Source organism: Vibrio sp. 2130-1 (assembly GCF_033339515.1).
In genome coordinates this window covers 1-20,316 of sequence record NZ_JAWOUT010000012.1, presented here as the reverse complement: position 1 = coordinate 20,316, position 20,316 = coordinate 1, and the positions used below count along the sequence as shown (strand labels likewise).

Here is a 20,316-nt window from a genome sequence, read left to right as displayed (position 1 = left end):
TTTTCTGATATTATTGCGCCATTATTTCTATTAGATAGAAGCAGTAGGCTTCAATTGTGGAGAGCAGTTAAATTATGATGGATCGACTACGCGAAGGCGTGAATAGCATCGCGGTCAAAATTATCCTTGGACTTATCATCCTGTCTTTCGTATTTGCAGGTGTAGGTAGCTACATCGTTGGTGGTAGCAACAACTCTGCAGCGAAAGTCGGTAACACTGAGATTCCTCGTGGTGAGTTCGAGATGGCATACCAAAATGAGCGTAACCGTATGCAAGCTCAGTTGGGTGACTACTTCTCTCAAATGCTGGCTGACCCTGCATATGTTGAATCTTTCCGCAAATCCGTTTTAGATCGAATGATCAATGACGTGTTGCTTGACCAACAAGCTGAAGCTTTGGGTCTGCGAATCAGCGACACTCAAGTGCGTAGCATGATTCTAGACATGCCTCAGTTCCAATCTAATGGTCAGTTTGATCAAGAGATCTATCAAGCTTCTTTGCGTCGTGCAGGCTTTTCGCCAGACTCTTTTGCTGAGTACATGCGTCGTGAATTGGTTCGTGAGCAACTGCTGAATGCGCTACAAAACAGTGAATTTATTCTGCCGGGTGAAGTACAAGCAGAAGGCAAGCTGTTCACTCAAACTCGTGATATTCGCACGATTCAGATCGACTTAGCGGAGTTTGCGAAAAATATTGAATTGACCGACGAAGAAATTCAAGAGTACTACAAAGCAAACCCAGACAACTTTACACGCCCAGAGCAGGTTAAAGTCTCTTACATCGAACTGTCAGCTGAAGCGCTAAAGGAACAAGTTAATGTTTCTGATGCTGAGGTGAAAAAGTACTACGACGAGCACTTAAACAAATACTCTTCAGAAGAGCAACGCCGTGTCGCTCACATTCTTGTAGAAGGGGACGATGAAGCAAAAGCGCAAGCTATCCTAGGTGAGCTAAACGCGGGTGCAGATTTTGCGACGCTTGCTCAAGAGAAATCTGACGATTTTGGCAGCGCTGAAAACGGTGGTGACCTAGGTTGGATTGAGCGTGATGTGATGGACCCTGCTTTTGAAGAAGCGGCATTCGCACTGAAGAATCCTGGCGATACGTCGGGTCTAGTAAAGTCGGACTTTGGCTATCACATTATCAAGCTTGAAGAGCTAAAAGATTCTGTGGCGAAGCCATTTGAAGAAGTCGCTGCTGAAATCAAACAAGAGATGGTTGACCAACAAGCGATCGATCAATTCTACGAGTTGCAAAATGAGCTTGAGCGCGTAGCGTTTGAATACCCAGACTCATTGTATGATGCTTCTCAAGCGGTTAACCAAGAAGTGAAGACAACAGACTTTATTTCTCAGGTTGACGCACCTGAAGTGCTTCGTAGCCCTGCGGTAATGCAAGCTATCCTAAGCCCTGAAGTTAAAGAAGATGGCCTAAACTCTGAAGCTATCGAAGTTGCGCCTGAGCATATTATCGTTGTTCGTGTTGAAGATGCGCGTGACGAGACAGTTCTTCCACTAGAAGAAGTGAAAGATCAGGTTGTTGCAGAGCTATCTCGTGTTAAAGGTGAGCAAGAAGCGATGGAACTTGGAACACAAGTCGTTGCGGCATTGAAAGAAGGTAAGACGAACGTGCTTGCTGAAAACAATCTTGCCTTTGGTGAACAAGAGACAGTAGATCGTCGTTCTCCGTTGGCAACAACGGTATTCGCGATGGCAAAACCAGTCGATGGTAAACCAGTATACGGTCAGTCTAAAGATCTTGAAGGTAACATCATTATCATCGAGCTTGATGCTGTAAACGCAGAGCTAGATAGTGAGTTAGAAGATCAAGTTGCGATGCAAATGCAGCGTGCATCTTCTCAGCAAGATTTATCATCTGTACTAGCCGTACTGCGTGCAAATACTGACATTGAGTACTTTGTTGTGAGCAACTAAGCACAATTAGTGTAATTTGTATGTTGAATAAAACGGACCGCATAAGCGGTCCGTTTTATTTTTGTCTTTATGAACTTCAATCATCAATAGGTATTACTTAAATTAGTGCGCGTTTAAGTGATAGCGGCCGTTGTGAATTCCGGGTCATCTCAGTTTGTTAAATGCATAACCATATTGCTTTCCATTGCAAACTTGATAGTGACTCGCTCTCGACGACTGTTTTTAGCCTACTATTTTGGAGATTGTATGTTCAATATGAAATGGATTTTGACATTGTGCTTATTTGTTTTTGCACCTTTTAGCATGGCTGCGGATTCAGCCCCTGACAAATATGAAGGAATTGAAATTACTGTAAATATCAACACGGCCACTGCTGAAGAAATTGCGACCATGTTGAAAGGTATAGGTGAGAAGAAAGCGCAGAGTATAGTGGACTACCGCGAGGAACATGGCCCTTTTAAAACGGCAGCAGATTTGAAGAGCGTAAAAGGCATAGGTGAAGCGACAGTTAAGAAAAACGAAGACCGCATTTTACTGTAGCTTGATGTATTGCAGATATTGAGTCTGAATTCAGAACAATATCTGTTTCCCTATTACTGCTTTCCCGAACCAGCCCCTCTTTCGTGGTTCGGGATTTTTTATCCGAATAAACGACGGCGAAGGCCTTTTTCCAGTAAAGCCATTACTAACCCACCGAGTGCGCCAAACATATGAGCATCAATAGCAACGTTTGCACCGATAAGCTCAGCAGTACTGCTGGATGGGCCATAGACCTGCTCCCATGCTACTTTGGCGATTAGTCCTCCAACTAACAACACACTGCTTCTTCTGCTTTCAAAGACTTCTCTGAGCGCCCAAAATCCAAACAATCCGTGTAATACGCCGGATAAACCCACGTATACCGACATGTTGGTAAACAAATTCAGCGCACCAACACATGCACATAAGATTGAAAAAACGATAAGGAAGTTACGAGTGCTTGGGCGAAAAATAAAAGTAATGATCCACAATCCGGCCAGGTTCATTCCTAAGTGCGCAAAGTTGGTATGTGTGAGATTTCCTGTTACGATTCGCCACCATTCACCATGGCGTATATTGTAGCTGTGCCACTCGGTTAGGCTTGCCATTGGTTCAAATTGAAGTATCAAACAGATCACGCTGATAATACTCAGCAAGGTATAAAGGTTCACTCTATGTCTCGTTATTGTTCTCGTTGTGGAAAATCGCAAAAAGCGTGTATTTGCCAATGGATTGTACCGCTGGCAAGCGAGGTAGAACTTATCATTCTTCAGCACACGAGTGAAGAACATCGTCCGCTTGGTACGGCACGGATTCTCAATTTGAGTTTAGATAACTGTATTTGTTTGATAGGAGAGGACTTTTCTTGTGATGATGTCTTAAATCACTTATTAGCGGATGAGTCATATCAACATTTTGTTCTTTACCCATCAGAAGAGTCACGATGCATTTCTGAAATCACTCAAACGAGTCATAGTGTATCTAAGAAAATACGTTTGATTTTGCTCGATGGTACGTGGAAAAAAGCGTACAAAATGTGGCAACTCTCAAGCAACTTACATCCACTCCCAACCGTGCAGTTGCCTAAGCAACTACAAGGGCACTACACCATTCGTAAGGCGCCCTCTGAGAATAGTTTATCGACAGTCGAGGCTGGTTATCATTCGCTTCGCTTGTTTGAACCCGAGCGAGACTTTACACCGCTGATGCGTGCGTTTGAAAAGATGATCGAATTCCAAATCGCCCAGATGCCTCCGGGCGTTTTTGAAAAGAATTACTTGAAAGGTTGAGTGTTACTAAAGAACGATGGAAGAGAAAAGTTGGCGGTGTAGCTTTTGCGCGTGACCATCGGTCATTGCAGAAATATAATCGGCGATGACCCTCATTTTATTGCTCTCGCTCTTCGCCTGACACCACAGATCTCTTGTATGAACGGGTAGTAATCGCTCTGGGTCTGCTGTTAACGCTTCAAAAATATCCATAATAATTTGCTGACCCTTATACTCAACGATCTGGACCTGCGGGACTTGGATAACGAAGGTGCTGACAAAGTGCTTGAGTACGTCAAGTGCACGTGCCATCTGTGGTTCTAAACACGCATTCCAAGACAGTAACGGGTTATTAAACGGCTCATCCACCGTTTTGATTGAAATGCTGGTCAGTAGCGCGTTAACCATACCACCGATAGCATCTTTCCGCTCATGGTGCTTACCGCTAAATAGCATCTGTCCGATGGAATCGATATGAGCTTCAAACCACGGGTCGCCACAGTCCGCTAATTGACTTGCTGCGCCTTCTTGCCATTGCTGACGTGTCACCATACCAAGTACGATTGCATCTTCTAAATCATGAACACCGTAGGCGATATCATCTGCTAGCTCCATGATTGAGCAATCGAGTGATTTAAAACGCGTTTTACTGTGCTCAAACTCCGATTCTGGCGTTGAACGCATCAGACTAAGCAATGCCTTGTCGTTGTCAGAAAGCGGTGCAATTACCCAATCAAATAAGTCTTTATCACAATCATAAATGCCTTTAGCTGGGCTCCAATCTTTTGCTTTTAGTTTACGTTGATGCTCGGCTGGTTGAGGCAACTTGACGGAGCGTGTTTGACTAATGAGGGCAGGGTACTTAATCAAACCAAGCAGTGTGCGGCGTGATAAATTCATTCCGAAATGCTCAGTATAAGGCTCTAACTTAGTGACGATACGAAAGGTTTGGGCGTTCCCCTCGAAGCCGCCATGTTCGCGCATTACGTAGTTTAGAGCGACTTCTCCCCCATGACCGTATGGAGGATGCCCGATGTCGTGAGCCAAACATAATGAATCAATTAAGCTGTCTGATGGTAATAGATCGCGGAACTCTGGCTGTTTTTTCTTTAACTGGGCGACGATACCGGTCCCTAGTTGCGACGCTTCTAAGGAGTGTGTTAACCGACTGCGGTGAAAGTCTTCCAAGCTATTGCCGTGTACTTGGGTTTTTGCTTGTAGGCGTCGAAATGCAGCCGAGTGAAGAATGCGCGCTCGGTCTCGTTGGTACGGGCTCCGATGGTCGTCTCGACGGATTTTATGCTCATCATCATGGCGCTCTTGCCATTGCGGGTGTAATTCAAACGACACGATTATCTCCGTAAGCTAACTGATTTCATCTAACGATAATTCGAAACTTGGGGCAAAGGTATTGAGAAAGTAATCCATTTCAGGCGTTCTGCGTTCTTGCAAAGTGACGTCTAAGCGTTTTTTTGCCAGAGCGAACTCATGGTTGCCGGCGCTTAGTTCTTCAAGACATTTTAAATAGGCACAGATGGAATCGGCTTGCTTAACGATTTTTGCGTCCTCTTCGTGTGCAGAGTGAGAAAGAAGATAGGGGGCAAAATCATCGTGGAACTCTTCCGGTAACATTGAGAGTAATTTTTGTTCCGCTGCCGATTCTATCTTCTTATATTCTTTGGCAATTTCAGGGTTGTAATACTTCACTGGAGTTGGAAGATCACCCGTTAATACTTCACTGGAGTCATGGTACATGGCCAGAATCGCGATGCGTTCTGGATTAAGGTTGCCGCCGAACTTTTTGTTTTTAATTAGGGCAAGGGCATGAGCGACAAAAGCAACTTGTAAGCTATGCTCTGAAACGTTTTCTGGTGAGACGGACCGCATCAAAGGCCAGCGTTGGATCAGCTTCATTCGAGCCAGGTGGGCGAAAAAATGGCTTTCTTTCATGGCTTTCTCCGTTTCTGGTGTAAAAAAGGAACTCACTAGGAGTTCCTCTAAGCATATGAGAGATCAGCACTAATTACTACCAGTGATTCATTACTGGCTGTAGGTTGATAGGAATCTTTCAAAACGTCCAATGGCGATTTCTAGATCTTCAACGTGCGGTAGTGTCACGATGCGGAAGTGGTCTGGTTTTGGCCAGTTAAAGCCGGAACCTTGCACCAGTAAGACTTTCTCTTGTTTTAAGAAATCTAAAACCATCTGTTGATCGTTCTTGATGTTGTACATTTTAGTGTCGATTTTCGGGAAGAGGTACATCGCACCCTTAGGTTTGACACAAGAAACGCCAGGAATCTGATTGATCAGTTCATACGCTCGGTTGCGCTGCTCTAACAAGCGTCCGCCAGGTAAAATCAGTTCATTGATACTCTGGTATCCACCTAACGCGGTTTGAATGGCATGTTGCATTGGTACGTTTGCACATAAACGCATCGATGAAAGCAGATCCAAGCCATTCACGTACCCTTGAGCCAGATGTTTAGGCCCCGTTAGGAACATCCAGCCACCACGGAAACCACAAACACGGTAGGCCTTTGAAAGGCCATTGAATGTCATGACTAGCACGTCTTCAGTGAGTGTGGCGACTGAGGTATGTGTTGCACCGTCGTACAACACTTTGTCGTAGATCTCATCTGCGAAAATGATCAGTTTGTGCTGGCGTGCTATCTCAATCACTTCAAGTAGGAAGTCACGGCTGTATACCGCACCTGTCGGGTTGTTCGGGTTGATCAGAACAATGCCACGTGTCTTTGGTGTGATTTTCTTTTTGATGTCTTCAAGGTCTGGGTACCAGTCAGCCTCTTCATCACATAGGTAGTGAACCGGCTTACCACCAGATAGTGCAACTGAAGCTGTCCATAACGGATAGTCTGGTGCTGGGATCAGCATTTCGTCGCCATTGTTTAATAGCGCTTGCATGGCCATTACGATCAACTCAGACACGCCGTTACCTACATACACATCTTCGACATCTAGCGAGCGTATACCTTTACGCTGATAGTGTTGGACCACAGCTTTACGAGCAGAGTAAATACCTTTGGAATCACAATAGCCTTGAGAAGTCGGCAGATTACGAATCACGTCGACTAAAATCTCATCAGGGGCGTCAAAACCAAATGGGGCAGGGTTACCAATGTTTAGCTTTAGGATTTTATGCCCTTCTTCCTCCATGCGCTTAGCATGTTTGAGTACAGGACCCCTAATGTCGTAGCAGACATTGTCGAGTTTTGACGACATCCCGATATTTTGCATTGTTTAATTCCTAAAAATTCGTTAATTTCTTTATTAAAATACAATAATTTGTTTTTTATTAGAATATATATCTGTAAATAATCTGTCTGCTGGTTAAGTTTTGCTCGCTTGCTATCACAGGATTTTGCAAAAGATCGCATACGACCTTGATTTGCTTTGGGTCTAAACTTAGAGTAGCCGTCAGTTACCGTTTATCCTCACATACAACGAGGTTGATTTGTCACAGTTCCATCAAGCCGTAAAGAGAATTATCGAGCGAGTTCAGCAATCGGAAGGCAATCAAACACGTCTGGTCGAGCCCCTTAGCGAGAAACCCAATTTCTCATTTATTGATTGGCTTGATGCACAACCACTTTTCCCTAAGTTTTATTGGCAGTCCCGCGATACACGTGAAGAGGTCGTTGCACTAGGGCAATTGCACGCTTTTGTTGAGCCAGGTCCTGCTTATACCATTCTAGGTGAAGGGCAAAGAGTTTGGGGCGGGCGCTCTTTTGATGGGCAGCATGAGAAGAATCGCCGCTGTATGCCTTCTTTTTTCTTTTTGCCTCAAATTGAGTTAATTCGTTTTGACCAACAGTGGTCTCTCGCAGTTAATATTTCAGAAGACAAAGCGCGAACTCTAGCTGGGTTGAATAAACTGGTTTGTGAGGTCGCAACCTTAGCTCCAATTTCGTCTCACATCCGCTCTATTGTTCATACGCCAAGTCAGCCTCAATGGAATGAGTTAGTTCATAAGGTTCTGACTGGTATAGAGAATGATGATTTTAAGAAAGTGGTTTTAGCGCGTCGCTCTACCGTGCAGCTTGATAACACATTAAGTGCTGCACAGTTACTTAAAGCAAGTTACTTAAATAACCATCATAGCTTCCATTTCATGCTGAGCTTAGACAGTAAGCACAGTTTTATGGGGTCTACGCCAGAACGTTTGTATTCTCGCGTAGGGCATGAGCTACATACCGAAGCGTTAGCAGGTACGATTGGTCGGGGAGACAATGCCACTCAAGATATGGAGTTGGCGAATTGGTTATCCCAAGACCAAAAGAACCTCAACGAAAACCAGTATGTGGTGGACGACATCATTGATCGTCTATCACCGCATTCTGAAATGGTTGAAGTGGAAGCTGAACCGAGTTTGGTCAGACTACGAAAAGTGCAGCACCTTAAGCGAAATATTCACGCTAGTCTAAGAGCGGGGATAAATGGTGTTCAGTTGTTATCGGCGCTTCAGCCAACAGCGGCGGTTGCTGGCTTACCCCGACAAGAGTCTATGCAGTTTATTCTTGATAATGAGCCCTTTGCACGCGGCTGGTACGCGGGGTCAATGGGTTACATCAGCCATGAACGAGCAGAGTTTTGTGTCGCAATCAGAAGTGCGCTTGTGCTCGGTGAGCAAGTACAACTGTTTGCGGGCGCAGGGATTGTTCCAGGCTCCATTGCAGAACATGAGTGGGCAGAACTTGATAAGAAAATGTCGACGTTACTTACGCTGATTTCTGATCATCCGCCATTGGGAGTCGCATCATGAGTCATGACCAAGCGGTGCTCAATCGAGTTTGGTCAGAAACCATATTGATTGAGCTTCAGCGATTTGGCGTTAAGCATGTTTGTATCGCTCCCGGATCTCGTTCTACGCCTTTAACTTTAGAAGCGGCAGAACAGTCCGACTTTTCCATTCATACTCATTTTGATGAGCGTGGATTGGGCTTTATGGCTCTTGGTTTAGCGAAAGCTACTCAGGAACCCGTGGCAATTATCGTTACCTCTGGTACGGCAGTGGCGAACTTATTACCGTCGGTTGCCGAAGCCAAACTTACTGGTGAAAAACTGGTGCTGCTGACAGCAGATCGTCCAGTAGAACTTGTCGGCTGTGGTGCAAACCAAGCGATAAATCAATTGGGTATTTTTTCACATCATGTTTCGGCCAGTTTGAATTTACCAAGCCCAAATTTAGCAACGTCGCTTAACTGGTTGCTGACCTCTGTTGACGAAGTGATGTTTACTCAGCAATTGCAGGGTAGTGCCGTTCATATTAATTGTGCATTTCCAGAGCCTTTGTATTCCAACGGCGCAAAAGCGGATTATCAAACCTACTTAGATTCGGTCGCCGGATGGCGAAAAGGAAGCGGCACTTATACTCAGCGTTTTAGCCATTTGTCACAGGCGAACATCCCGCCTTTTTCAGACAAAAAAGGCTTGGTTGTGATTGGCAGCTTACCGCTTGAACAAGCGAAGTCGGCGCAGGCATTTGCACAAAAGATGGGATGGCCAGTACTTGCAGACCCGCAAAGTGGTCTCAGTTCGGATTGGGCGTATTACGATGTATGGCTTCAACTTCCCGAGTTCGCAAACGAGCTTGAATCTTGTGAACTTATTATCCAATTTGGTAGCCGAATCATCTCCAAACGTTTGAACCAATGGATTGATAAACAAGTATCGAAAAATCAACAAAGTAAAGACGTTCAGTATTGGTATGTCTCACCTTGTATGGACCGGAATAACCAAAATCATCTGGCGCAAATGCACTGGGTTGAGCCTCCTAAAACGTGGGTTTCTCGCATTAGTTTTGAGAAGTCAATATTTGCTGGGTGGGCTGATAGGTTAGCGAATGACGTTAAGCGAGTTCATCAACGTATCGAAGAAGCCTTCCTATCTGATTCAGCGTCTGCCATTGACGAAATTGCGTTGGCAGCAGACATCAACGAGCGCACAAAGAACGTAGATGTTTTCTTGGGTAATAGCTTGTTTGTTCGGCTTGTTGATATGTACGGAAAATTGGATGGTGTAGAGGTTTTCACTAATCGAGGCGCATCAGGGATTGACGGTTTGTTTGCTGCGGCATCAGGCGTGCAACGGGCAAGAGGTAATCCGTTACTAATGTATATCGGTGACACAGCAGCACTTTATGATCTCAATTCTCTGGCGCTATTTTCTCACAATAAACTGCCGGCGGTACTTGTTGTTACTAATAATGACGGCGGTGCGATTTTTGATATGTTGCCAGTACCACCAGAGCGCAGGACGACATATTATCAAATGCCTCATGGTTATCAGTTTGAACACGCGGCAAAGCAGTTTGGTTTGGCGTATTTGCATGTTTCTACACTGGAGCAATTCCAATCATCTGTAAAAGAGCATTTATGTCACCGCCAAGGAACGTTGCTGGTCGAGGTTCAAACCCCACCTAATCAAGCTGCTGAGACACTCAAGGCATTTAATAAGAGTCTGAATGCTTTACTTTGAACGTTTCCCTGTATTAGAAAAACACCAAAGTAGAACGTTGCCCACTTTGGTGTTTTTGCATGGCTTGCTTGGTAGCGGTGAAGATTGGCAAGCGTGTATCAACGCGTTACCCGAGTATGAACGTGTTACGGTTGACCTCCCTGGTCATGGGCACAGCCAATCTATTTCTTGCAGCGATCTGAATGATTGCTGCAAACTTCTTGGTTCCACACTATCTTTATTATTTCCCTCACAACAACCACTTATTTTGATTGGTTACTCTATGGGCGGCCGCATTGCGATGCATGGTATTGCCCATCAATGCTTTCCAGATCTCAATATTGCGGGCGCGATTGTTGAAGGGGGAAACTTCGGGCTTCAAACTGAGTCAGAGAAACAGGTGAGATTAGAGAATGATGCTCGCTGGGCAATGCGTTTCAAAACTGAACCACTTGAACGTGTTTTGAACGATTGGTACCAACAAGCGGTGTTTTCTTCACTAAACCATGAGCAAAGACAAACATTCATTGCGAAGCGAAGTGATAATCTTGGCTCAGCGGTGGCGAATATGTTGATGGCGACATCGTTAGCCAAACAGGCATATTTGTTGCCCTCACTGCAAAAGCAGAACATACCAGTGTATTACTTGTGTGGTGAGAAAGACCAAAAATTTAGCCAACTGGCACAACGTAGCGGGTTGGCGTATCGACAAGTTGAAGGCGCTGGTCATAACGTCCATCAAGAGCAGCCCAAACAGTTTGCGATACATACCAAGCAAATAATTCAGTCTCACTTTGGTGAGAGTAACGAGAACAATGGGAATCACCATGGCTAAAACAGTAGGCATTTCTGAAGAAGAACTTTACGCTCCGGTTCAATGGAAAGATTGCGGCGAGAAATACGAGGACATTCATTACCATAAGTCTGAAGATGGTATCGCGAAAATCACCATTGCGCGTCCTCAAGTGCGTAACGCGTTTCGTCCTCAAACGGTAAAAGAGATGATTGATGCGTTGGCAGATGCGCGTTACGACTCTGGTGTTGGCGTGATCATTCTGACAGGTCTAGGTGAAGACGCATTCTGTTCTGGCGGTGACCAGAAGATCCGCGGCGACTACGGCGGCTACAAAGACGACCAAGGTACGCACCACCTAAACGTATTGGACTTCCAACGTGATATTCGTACTTGTCCAAAACCAGTGATCGCATCGGTAGCAGGTTGGGCTGTGGGCGGTGGTCATGTTCTGCACATGATGTGTGACCTAACGATTGCAGCTGACAACGCTCAATTTGGTCAAACAGGCCCTAAAGTGGGTTCATTTGATGGTGGTTGGGGTGCATCTTACATGGCTCGCATCGTAGGCCAAAAGAAAGCTCGCGAAATTTGGTTCCTATGTCGTTTCTACAATGCTCAAGAAGCGGTAGACATGGGCCTAGTAAACACAGTTGTACCACTAGCGGATCTAGAGAAAGAAACCGTTCGTTGGTGTCGTGAAGTACTACAGCACAGCCCAATGGCATTGCGCTGCCTGAAAGCTGCATTAAACGCAGATTGTGATGGTCAAGCGGGTCTGCAAGAGCTAGCGGGTAACGCAACGATGATGTTCTACATGACTGATGAAGGCCAAGAAGGTCGTAATGCCTTTAACGAGAAGCGTCGCCCAGACTTCGATAAATTCCCTCGCAACCCATAATCCGTCTAAATGAGGAGCGTGTTAGCTCCTCTGTTCCTTTTTTCCTGAGCGCCTCGCCCTCTGGGAGGCTGGTGGGATTGCTCGTCAGAACGCTCAAATATACGGCATTACATAGGACTTGAATTATGCGTGAAGCGAAAATTTATCGTTATAGCTTGCCCATGGATAGTGGTGTCATCCTACGTAACAACAAGCTAACCGAACGTGTTGGTTATGTTGTTGCGCTTTCCGAAGATGGTAAAACAGGGCTTGGAGAAGTCGCTCCTCTTCCTGGTTTTAGCTTAGAGAGCGCCGAAGATGCGGGTGTTCAGCTACAAGAACAGGCGGAGCGTTGGGTTGCAGAGTTGGATGTGGATTATGCCAATATGTACCCGTCGGTTGCGTTTGGTTTATCGATGGCACAGCTTGAATTAGCTGATGGCTTACCACAACAAGGTAAATACCAAACAGCGCCACTATGCACTGGCGACCCAGATGAGCTCATTCCAAAGCTGAACGAAATGGAAGGTGAGAAAGTCGCTAAGGTGAAAGTTGGACTTTATGAGCCAATTCGCGATGGCATGCTTGTGAGCCTTTTTCTTGAATCAATCCCTCAATTAACGCTTCGACTTGATGCAAACCGCGCTTGGACACCAGAAAAAGCGCAGCAGTTTGCTAAATACATTACTCCGTCTTTGCGTCAGCGCATCACCTTTTTGGAAGAGCCGTGCCGCTCTCCTGGCGATAGTCTCTCTTTTGCGATTAATACTGGTATTGCTATCGCTTGGGATGAAACATTGCAAGATGCGGTTCGTCGTGAAGATTTCCGTCTTGAAGATCTAACTGGTGTGAAAACGATCATCATCAAACCCACACTCATTGGTTCGGTGGATTTTTGTATTACACTGATAGAGAAAGCGAAGTCACTGGGGATGAAAGCAGTGATTAGCTCGAGCATTGAATCCAGTCTCGGTTTAACTCAATTAGCGCGCTTTGCCCAATGGCAGCTGCCTGATGAAGTTCCAGGTTTGGATACGATTGGCTTATTCAAAGCTCAGCTAGAGCAGGGCTGGCCTAAGTGTGAACTTCCCGTTCTTCCTCTAAAAGACCAGGAGATTGTGTGGCATTCTGCGTAGACAATATTGCGAAGGCACCATGGAAATATTGGGCTCAAACGAGCCCTTTTTCTATTGCACTCAAGACATCAACAGAAGTATTAAACTGGCAACACCTCTCGAAGCGTATTGACCAATACACTCACTATTTGAATGACTTGGGTGTAACTCGGGGGGATGTGCTGACTTTGGTTGGCAAGAACCAAGTAGAAACACTGTTGTTTTATCTTGCCTCCAAACAGTTAGGCGCACTCGCTGCGCTGACCATGGAACAACCACTAGATAAGTTGCAGGGTAAGCTTGCTACACTTTACAGGCCTGATCAAACTCGGTTTATCTGGTTTTCTCAGGAGTGCGCTTCGACCTTTTCTGAACATGATGTACAAAAACTCAAGGCAACATTGCTTTCACTGCCTGTAGTATCACAGCAAGAGAGTGATTCGTTGACTGAAGATAGCTATCATCATGACCGGCTCGCTTCAGTAGTATTTACTTCTGGCTCTACAGGGGAGCCTAAAGCTGTGGTTCATACACATCGACAGCATCTTGCGTCTGCAGAGGGCTTGTTGCAGGAGTTCATTTTCACTCAGCAAGATGCTTGGCTGTTATCGCTTCCGCTGTATCACGTCTCTGGATTAGCGATTGTCTATCGTTGGCTATATGTCGGAGCAACACTAAAAGTCGGTTCAGGGAAACTTGTTGATGATATTCAGGGCGTATCACACGCTTCTTTGGTTGCGACTCAGCTCAAACGGTTATTGGATGATGATGCACATTTGTCATTGACACATGTGCTACTGGGCGGCAGTCACGTTGATCATGAGTTGGCACTACGAGCATCAGGGCAAGGCATTGAGACGTGGTTAGGTTATGGGATGACGGAGGCGGCCTCTACCGTTACCGCAAAGAGAATTGACAGCACCAGTAATGCTGGACATGTATTGAAGCACCGTAAGATAAAATTAGTTGACCAACGCATTTTTGTTGGCGGTAAGACATTAGCGGCAGGGTATTTCCATCAAGGACATGTTACCCCATTTCTGGATGAGAAAGGCTGGTTTGACAGCAAAGATCTTGGCGAGTGGCAAGGTGATGAATTAAAGATAATCGGCCGTGCCGACAATCAGTTTATCTCTGGTGGTGAGAATATCCATTGTGAAGAGATTGAAGCCGCTTTGAACCAAATTGATGGTGTAGTGCAGAGTATAGTGGTTCCAGTCGAAGACGCGGAGTTTGGTCATAGACCAGTAGCTGTGATTCAGACCAATGGATTGCGCAGCAAGTCGGAGTATGACCAGCACTTGCAATCAAAGTTAGAGAAGTTTAAATGGCCAGTGGAATACCATGTAATGCCAGAAACTCTACTAGAAGGTGGGATCAAAATTTCACGTAAGGCCGTGAAAGAGTGGCTACTGTCATCACTTCAGCATTAGTCAATTTTGCTATGTATTAGTCATAAAGAGAATTTCGTATCCTTATAACTCTGAATCATAATTATGCTTCTTAGTGGAGAGAAAATGCATAAGGTTCAGGATGGCAAAGCTAGTTTTAATTGCGGCAGTAGCACTACAAATTGGTATCGCGATAAGTAGTGAAGGGCTAGCCCGCTCTCTTGCAGAGCTAACGGCATTTTTGATCGCTATTGCGTTGGTCGTTATATACAAAAATAGCAAACGGGAAATACCGTCCCCTCAACGCGATAAGCAGACCACCAATATCTAAAACAGTAACCAACTTAGAGAAGTGGTAGAAATTAGCACCCACAGAGTCACACCAAACAACAGCGGCTTAGCTCCAGCTGACTTTAGTTTTGAAATTGAAATGCTGCAACCTATCAAGAACAGACATACAACCAACGCTTGCTTTGCTCCAATGAAAATGCCGTGATAGACCATTTCAAATTGAGGAAAGAAGTCGCTAAACGCGATAGCTGCACAGTACCAAAAAATGAAATAAGGGATAGCTAGTTTTTTCTTTCCATTCTCTTTTTGGCCTCTTGAAAAGATGACGGCACTGATCAAAGCAACAGGAATGATCCATAAAGCGCGCGCGAGTTTCAATGTTGTTGCCGTCGTTAGTGCTTCTTCCCCATAGGCCGAGGCAGCCCCGACAACAGAAGATGTGTCATGAATGGCAATCGCAGCCCATGTGCCAAACGTGTGTTGATCTAGCCCTAAAGCATGTCCAATCACAGGAAACACAAAGAGTGCAATGGAGTTCAGGACAAACACTGTTGCCAGTGCTAATCCAATCTGCTCGTCTTTCGCTTTAATCGCCGGTGCCACAGCAGCAATTGCGCTACCACCACAAATTGCAGTACCTGATGAGATTAAGTAAGCGGTTACTCGCTCCAATTTAATTACCCTGGCAATGAGAGTGCCCATGATCAGTGTGCCTGTAATAGTGGCGATGATCAGGCCGATACCATCCGATGTGACTGCAAGTGCTTGCTCAAAGTTGATGCCAAAGCCTAAGCCAATAATCGAGTAAGACAGCAGCTTTTTAGTAAAAGAAGCGATGGGCAGCTCGGAAGGCACAAAACCAAAACTTGCGAGTAGAAAACCGATAACTAGAGCAATGGGAGAGGAGGCAAGAGGGGTTAGACAAAAAAGTAACGCCAATCCAAACAGGAGGTAGTTTCTATTCAAGGTTTTTATTCGCTGTTGTGAATGAAAGGGAGAGTATATCGCACTGGGTGTGGTCAGTTTGTCTTAATGATTTGAACACATGTTCAGTTATCCTAAACATGTGTTCAAGTGTATTTATCGCCAGTCGCCTCTAAGTTGATGCACTTTATCGAACATTGTTTTTGCCGTTGCCTCGTTTGGTGGCACCGGTTGTCCTGCCTCTATTTCTAGCTTTGACCAAAATCGAGTCGGTAAGCCACAGCATGCGCGACCTTTTGCGCGGCTGAAATAGCTTCCCCATAAGCCTTTAAGTGCAACAGGTATGACAGGTACTGGACTACGACGTAGGATTATATCAATACCGCGCATGAATTCATTCATTTCACCATCTGAAGTTAATCTTCCTTCAGGGAAAATACAGACGATATGACCTTCGCTTAGCGCAGCTTCCACATCGTTAAATGCACGTCTGATAGAGCTTCTGTTACTCGCTGAAATTGGAATTACCCCAGTTCGACGTAAAAAGCGCCTTAATGGAGGTAGGTTGGCGTAATCTTCCTCCATCACAAAACGAATCAACCTTGGGCATACGGCACTAAGTAGCAATGCATCCATGTAGCTTACATGATTACATACAATCAATGCCCCACCATGCTCGGGTAGGTTGTGTAGATTCTTATGCTTAACTCGATAGATGGTGTGCGTAAGCATCCACATGACAAAGCGAACTACAAAAATAGGAATTTGCAAAAAGATGTAAGCGGCGACTAAGAAATTTAAAATGGCTAACAATGCAAACAGCTGAGGAATTGTCATCTTGATTACACTTAGGCACACAATACCTAAGACAGCGCTGCCGACCATAAACAGAGAGTTAAAAATGTTGAGCCCTGCGATGACTTGAGCACGTTCGGTTTCCTTTGCTCGATGCTGCATTAATGCGTAAAGAGGCACGATAAACAAACCGCCCGAAGCGCCAATCATCAATAGGTAGAAAAATAATGGCCAAAAAGGCTCATATCTAAAGAAGTCTACAAAGTTATGGAAAGTAGGTAGATCATTGGGAATGGAAGTGGCCATTAGGTACCCAAATACCGTAATGCCAAAGGCACCAACTGGCACAATACCGACTTCGATACGATGGTTTGAGATCCAATTGCAAAGTAGCGACCCTAGCGCGATACCAATGGAAAATAGAGCGAGCAAGAAAGACACCGCACTCTCGGTGCCATTTAGGTAAATCTTAGTGAAATTCGGGAATTGTGTTAGATATGCGGCGCCTAAAAACCAAAACCAGCTTATTGCCATTATGCATTGAAAAACAACTCGATCGGATTTGGCGATAGAGAGCGTGTGTTTGGTTTGCTTGTATGGTTGCCAACGAAAAGAGAGATTGGGCGCGCTGGCTGCAGCAAAGGGGATTGAGCGGCTCGACAAGTAGCCTAACAATGCGAAGATCACGACACAAAATGCGGCGAGGTATTTTGCGTTGTCTGCAGAGGCTATAATCCCAGCGCCTAAGGTGCCAATAAGGATGGCGATAAAGGTACCAGCTTCAACAAGAGCGTTGCCGGGCACTAACTCTTTAGCATTTAACTTTTGAGGCAAAAGGGCATATTTAACTGGGCCAAAAAATGCTGACTGTGTGCCCATTAAAAACAGTAGCAATAAAAGCACACCATAACTTTCGGTTATGAATCCGATGGCACCTAACAGCATGATGGCTATTTCAAATAGTTTGACCTTACGAATAAACCATGACTTTTCATATTTGTCGGCTAATACGCCAGCGGAAGCAGAGAACAGAAAGAACGGTAGAATGAACAAGCCTGCCGCAAGGTTGATGAACAAATTGCTCGAAATAGGTAGTGCACTGGAGCCAGCGAATGCGACAAACAACAGCAAAACGTTTTTAAAAATATTGTCGTTGAAAGCGCCAAAAAACTGAGTAATGAAATAGGGCAGGAACTTTCTCTGCGTAAGTAAGGACGGCTGTCTGTCGGATGACATGGATAATCCTTTGTTACCAGTTCGTGAGGTAGTTAGAAAGAAGATTACTGATCAATTCTTTGCCATCAATCGGTTCACTAGAGAAAAACTTATCATCAACACTGAGTAAAGTAATGCCATGTACGCCAGACCAAAGGACTCGACTCGCTTGAATCACTTCGGATTCAGTACGATGTGGTGCGATTTGAGCCAATAGTGACTCTAGCATTCCCGTCATACCATCGATACGTTTGGCATGCCATTCCGGAAGTTCTGCTCCATTCATGTTGTGTTCGAACACTAACTGCCAACGGTATGGGTGTTTTTGAGCAAAATCGTGGTAGCAATAAGCGAGTTCAAAAAGCGCTTGATGGGAGTCTTTGCTGTCATTAGTCGCTTTGCGTGCTTCTTGAGATAACTCATCTAAAGTTTGAGCGACAACATGAAGCAACAACAAATTATAATTACCAAAAACATTTACCAATGTGCTTGGCACGTAACCAATCATGTTAGCGATTTTACGAAGACTGAGTTCGTGGTAAGAATTCTCATCTAAAAAGTTTTTGACCGTTGTTAACGTCAAATTCACTAACTCTTCTCGGGTGTGATCGTTTCTGCGCGCCATACTCTCAAACTACTTTATTGAACATCGTTCAATATGATAGTCAGCTACCTATTAACCGTCAACAAGGCAATGTGTCCAAGTGCCCTCAAGGTGTAGGATTCTGAGCTGTGTCACTGATTCTAATTCAAGTAAAACAATCTGGAGTATTAGTGAACTTATTCCATACTTTTTTTACATTGATCAAGCGCCTTCAGCTGAATTGCAAGCAGTGTGAGCAGTCTGCATTTTTGGCAATATTCTGATACATGTCAGCTTCTATAAGCTATTTTCATCAATCGGTATACAGAGTATGATGACTTAAAAATCATCTTTGGCGTGCTACTGTTTGAAACAACGATTGTTTCGTCTTGAAAATGGGGCACTATCTTAGATAGCTAACTTTAAGGATAACGATGAAACGTTTATTTTCTATTGTTGCTTTATTGATGTTTACTGTTGCTGTAACGCCTATCGCGGAAGCGAAGAAGTTTGGTGGCAGTAAGTCTTTCGGTAAGAGCTACAAAACTGCACCAGCACCGAAACAACAGCAACAAAACACCAATACGGTCGGCAAAGATCAGACGACAAAGTCTTCAAGTAAGAAAGGCCTTATGGGTGGTCTGCTAGGCGGACTTCTTGCTGGTGGTCTACTTGCTGCATTCTTTGGCGGTGCTTTTGAAGGTATCCAGTTTATGGATATCCTAATTATTGGTTTGATTGCCTTTGTCATCTTTAAACTAATGCGCGGTATGCTAGGTGCGAAGCAGGGCAGTATGAACCAGCATCGTCAACAGCCTGCATTTGGTGGCAACGCATCTAAGTTTGAGCAACCAAACATGCAAAACTTTGAGCAACAACCAAACACAAATAATGGTGGCTTTGGTGGTTTTGGCGCTCAAACAGACGTACCACATAACTACCCACCGGGTTTTGACCAAGCAGCGTTCATTAATGGTTCTCGTGAACACTATCGAATCCTGCAAGGTGCGTGGAATCACAACCAGCTAGAAACTATTGAAGAATATGTTTCTCCAAGCTTGTTTGAAGACCTAAAAGCAGAGCGCGCGAAGCTCGACGGTGAGCAGCATACTGACGTAATGTACGTTGATGCGGAGATCGTCCGTGCTGATTACGATGCAAATAAAGCACAGCTTAGTCTGCAGTTTAGCGGTCGTTACCGTGACACAGTAGAAGGTGTTGAAGAAGAAATCGAAGATATCTGGCACCTAGAGCGTGACTTGACTGCGCCTAATGCGCCATGGTTAATCGTTGGTATTCAAGGCTAGTCACCTTTAAACCAATTTAGTCACTAGTAAAAATCCCGCATCCCCTGCGGGATTTTTTGTATCTATCATTTATATTTCTTGTACGTGTTTTTATACAAACATCACTAATTGAGTCCGTTTGGTAATTTTGCGAGCCCACTTTTTCTAGTAAGTCCTCAAGTGTTTTCCTATTTATATTGAACATTCATATTAAGGTCATACGAACTAACAAAATCAAAATAGCTAGTACATTGTTTGTAGGGTAAAGATCTGCTCCTCAGCCTTTTGTTTGTGGAGTTTCACATGGGGTTGGTTGCTTTAGTGAGATTGAGTATAGGTTATACCAATCGTAGTAAATAACTGGTCATTCTAGCTTGTTAAAATACTCGATAACTGCGTTGCAATTTTTGATTGTAGAATAACTACTTATCAAAAAATTGCGCCTTGTTCTCAAGCATTTTCCCTACGCTATTTCTGATCACTTATTTACCGTGATAGGTATTCAATCGAGAAGAGTTTCGGTTAGGAGTGAAAGGTTCGTTGTAGTAGGACTATGCTATCAAGATCCTGAAACGAAAAAAGCCAGCTCAATGGGCTGGCTTCTTCAATATGGTGGAGGGGGACGGATTCGAACCATCGAAGGCAGTGCCGGCAGATTTACAGTCTGCTCCCTTTGGCCACTCGGGAACCCCTCCAGGGTGTTTTATACTTAAAAGTTAGTTTCCCAACCTAGCTTTCAAGTTGTTCTCACGTTTAAAGGAAAAACATAAGAAAGAATATGGTGGAGGGGGACGGATTCGAACCATCGAAGGCAGTGCCGGCAGATTTACAGTCTGCTCCCTTTGGCC

Annotated in this window: 18 protein-coding genes and 1 tRNA gene; 11 read left to right on the top strand and 8 right to left on the bottom strand. The window is 44.7% G+C overall.

Annotation, left to right across the window (positions count from 1 at the left end):
- The first annotated feature begins 74 nt into the window (after window positions 1–74).
- A complete protein-coding gene (gene ppiD, locus R7Q09_RS17330; protein ID WP_053307495.1) occupies window positions 75–1,934 on the top strand; it encodes a peptidylprolyl isomerase in 1,860 nt (619 codons plus the stop codon).
- 255 nt (window positions 1,935–2,189) lie between these two features.
- Window positions 2,190–2,474: a ComEA family DNA-binding protein gene (locus R7Q09_RS17325; RefSeq protein WP_318071064.1), complete on the top strand. Its 285-nt coding sequence runs from the start codon at window positions 2,190–2,192 to the stop codon at window positions 2,472–2,474.
- 98 nt (window positions 2,475–2,572) lie between these two features.
- Here the strand turns inward: R7Q09_RS17325 and rrtA are convergent, their stop codons facing one another.
- Window positions 2,573–3,124 carry a rhombosortase gene (gene rrtA, locus R7Q09_RS17320; protein ID WP_005382331.1) on the bottom strand — a complete coding sequence of 184 codons (552 nt, stop codon included), beginning with the start codon at window positions 3,122–3,124 and terminating at the stop codon, window positions 2,573–2,575.
- 3 nt (window positions 3,125–3,127) lie between these two features.
- Between rrtA and R7Q09_RS17315 the strand changes: the two genes are divergently transcribed.
- On the top strand, window positions 3,128–3,742 hold the full coding sequence (locus tag R7Q09_RS17315; protein ID WP_017634780.1) for a tRNA-uridine aminocarboxypropyltransferase: 615 nt from the start codon (window positions 3,128–3,130) through the stop codon (window positions 3,740–3,742).
- A 6-nt stretch (window positions 3,743–3,748) separates the two neighbouring features.
- On the opposite strand, the gene R7Q09_RS17310 is transcribed toward R7Q09_RS17315, so the two are convergent.
- The 3 genes from R7Q09_RS17310 to R7Q09_RS17300 all read right to left on the bottom strand — a co-directional run bounded on the left by R7Q09_RS17310 (window position 3,749) and on the right by R7Q09_RS17300 (window position 6,976).
- Complete coding sequence (locus R7Q09_RS17310; RefSeq protein WP_017634779.1) at window positions 3,749–5,071, bottom strand: anti-phage deoxyguanosine triphosphatase; 1,323 nt, start codon at window positions 5,069–5,071, stop codon at window positions 3,749–3,751.
- Between the two features lie 15 nt (window positions 5,072–5,086).
- Complete coding sequence (yfbR, locus tag R7Q09_RS17305; RefSeq protein WP_017634778.1) at window positions 5,087–5,671, bottom strand: 5'-deoxynucleotidase; 585 nt, start codon at window positions 5,669–5,671, stop codon at window positions 5,087–5,089.
- A 90-nt stretch (window positions 5,672–5,761) separates the two neighbouring features.
- Window positions 5,762–6,976, bottom strand: coding sequence for a pyridoxal phosphate-dependent aminotransferase (locus R7Q09_RS17300; RefSeq protein ID WP_318071059.1), 1,215 nt, complete (start codon window positions 6,974–6,976; stop codon window positions 5,762–5,764).
- Window positions 6,977–7,193: 217 nt separating this feature from the next.
- On the opposite strand from R7Q09_RS17300, the gene R7Q09_RS17295 reads away from it, so the two are divergent.
- The 7 genes from R7Q09_RS17295 (at window position 7,194) to R7Q09_RS17265 (ending at window position 14,705) form a co-directional block, all read left to right on the top strand.
- Complete coding sequence (locus R7Q09_RS17295) at window positions 7,194–8,501, top strand: isochorismate synthase MenF (protein WP_033906881.1); 1,308 nt, start codon at window positions 7,194–7,196, stop codon at window positions 8,499–8,501.
- On the top strand, window positions 8,498–10,216 hold the full coding sequence (menD, locus tag R7Q09_RS17290; RefSeq protein WP_025766952.1) for a 2-succinyl-5-enolpyruvyl-6-hydroxy-3-cyclohexene-1-carboxylic-acid synthase: 1,719 nt from the start codon (window positions 8,498–8,500) through the stop codon (window positions 10,214–10,216). The genes R7Q09_RS17295 and menD overlap by 4 nt, the downstream gene beginning before the upstream one ends.
- Window positions 10,203–11,030 carry a 2-succinyl-6-hydroxy-2,4-cyclohexadiene-1-carboxylate synthase gene (gene menH, locus R7Q09_RS17285; RefSeq protein ID WP_318071060.1) on the top strand — a complete coding sequence of 276 codons (828 nt, stop codon included), beginning with the start codon at window positions 10,203–10,205 and terminating at the stop codon, window positions 11,028–11,030. The genes menD and menH overlap by 14 nt, the downstream gene beginning before the upstream one ends.
- Window positions 11,023–11,889, top strand: a complete 867-nt coding sequence (gene menB / locus R7Q09_RS17280; protein WP_005382318.1) for a 1,4-dihydroxy-2-naphthoyl-CoA synthase — start codon at window positions 11,023–11,025, stop codon at window positions 11,887–11,889. Before menH ends, menB begins: the two co-directional genes overlap by 8 nt.
- A 125-nt stretch (window positions 11,890–12,014) precedes the next feature.
- The gene (gene menC / locus R7Q09_RS17275) at window positions 12,015–13,004 is read left to right on the top strand and encodes an o-succinylbenzoate synthase (protein ID WP_318071061.1); all 990 of its coding nucleotides are present in this window, start codon (window positions 12,015–12,017) and stop codon (window positions 13,002–13,004) included.
- Window positions 12,989–14,416 (top strand): o-succinylbenzoate--CoA ligase, encoded by a 1,428-nt coding sequence (gene menE / locus R7Q09_RS17270; RefSeq protein WP_318071062.1) that lies wholly within the window; start codon window positions 12,989–12,991, stop codon window positions 14,414–14,416. The genes menC and menE overlap by 16 nt, the downstream gene beginning before the upstream one ends.
- Before the next feature lie 100 nt (window positions 14,417–14,516).
- Window positions 14,517–14,705 (top strand): hypothetical protein, encoded by a 189-nt coding sequence (locus R7Q09_RS17265; RefSeq protein WP_017634658.1) that lies wholly within the window; start codon window positions 14,517–14,519, stop codon window positions 14,703–14,705.
- Here R7Q09_RS17265 and R7Q09_RS17260 read toward each other — a convergent pair.
- The 3 genes from R7Q09_RS17260 to R7Q09_RS17250 form a co-directional block, all read right to left on the bottom strand.
- Window positions 14,702–15,631: a YeiH family protein gene (locus R7Q09_RS17260; RefSeq protein ID WP_005384270.1), complete on the bottom strand. Its 930-nt coding sequence runs from the start codon at window positions 15,629–15,631 to the stop codon at window positions 14,702–14,704. The genes R7Q09_RS17265 and R7Q09_RS17260 overlap by 4 nt on opposite strands.
- 114 nt (window positions 15,632–15,745) lie before the next feature.
- Complete coding sequence (locus R7Q09_RS17255) at window positions 15,746–17,620, bottom strand: MFS transporter (RefSeq protein ID WP_318071063.1); 1,875 nt, start codon at window positions 17,618–17,620, stop codon at window positions 15,746–15,748.
- A 13-nt stretch (window positions 17,621–17,633) separates the two neighbouring features.
- The gene (locus R7Q09_RS17250; protein WP_005382308.1) at window positions 17,634–18,224 is read right to left on the bottom strand and encodes a TetR/AcrR family transcriptional regulator; all 591 of its coding nucleotides are present in this window, start codon (window positions 18,222–18,224) and stop codon (window positions 17,634–17,636) included.
- A 392-nt stretch (window positions 18,225–18,616) separates the two neighbouring features.
- On the opposite strand from R7Q09_RS17250, the gene R7Q09_RS17245 reads away from it, so the two are divergent.
- Window positions 18,617–19,489: a Tim44 domain-containing protein gene (locus R7Q09_RS17245; RefSeq protein ID WP_005384268.1), complete on the top strand. Its 873-nt coding sequence runs from the start codon at window positions 18,617–18,619 to the stop codon at window positions 19,487–19,489.
- 589 nt (window positions 19,490–20,078) lie between these two features.
- Here R7Q09_RS17245 and R7Q09_RS17240 read toward each other — a convergent pair.
- Window positions 20,079–20,163 (bottom strand) — tRNA-Tyr (locus tag R7Q09_RS17240).
- Window positions 20,164–20,316: the final 153 nt, after the last annotated feature.